Consider the following 210-nt stretch of genomic DNA (forward strand, 5'->3'; position numbering starts at 1 on the left):
TCTGCATCTTAAATTCGCAGATGAATCAACGGATAAGGATGCAGCATGAGGCGAAAAGGGTTAAAATCCAGGCATATTTTGACAGCCGGAGAGTGGAATATGAGAGTCCTGAAGATTGAATGCCCGGAATGCGGCTCAAAGGCTGTAATTCGAAAGACGAACCGGAAACACCGGCAGATTGCTGATATTTATTGCGCCTGCGCAGATGTG

1 protein-coding gene is annotated in these 210 nt (G+C 46.7%); it reads left to right on the forward strand.

Features of this window, described 5'->3' with window-relative positions; translation table 11 throughout:
* Window positions 1–45 precede the first annotated feature (45 nt).
* A partial coding sequence (locus tag ACSEMK_RS24065; protein WP_435336667.1) for an ogr/Delta-like zinc finger family protein occupies window positions 46–210 on the forward strand: 165 nt, incomplete at its 3' end.

The organism is Klebsiella sp. K-3, from assembly GCF_051207495.1.
Taxonomy (GTDB): Bacteria; Pseudomonadota; Gammaproteobacteria; order Enterobacterales; family Enterobacteriaceae; genus Klebsiella; species Klebsiella aerogenes.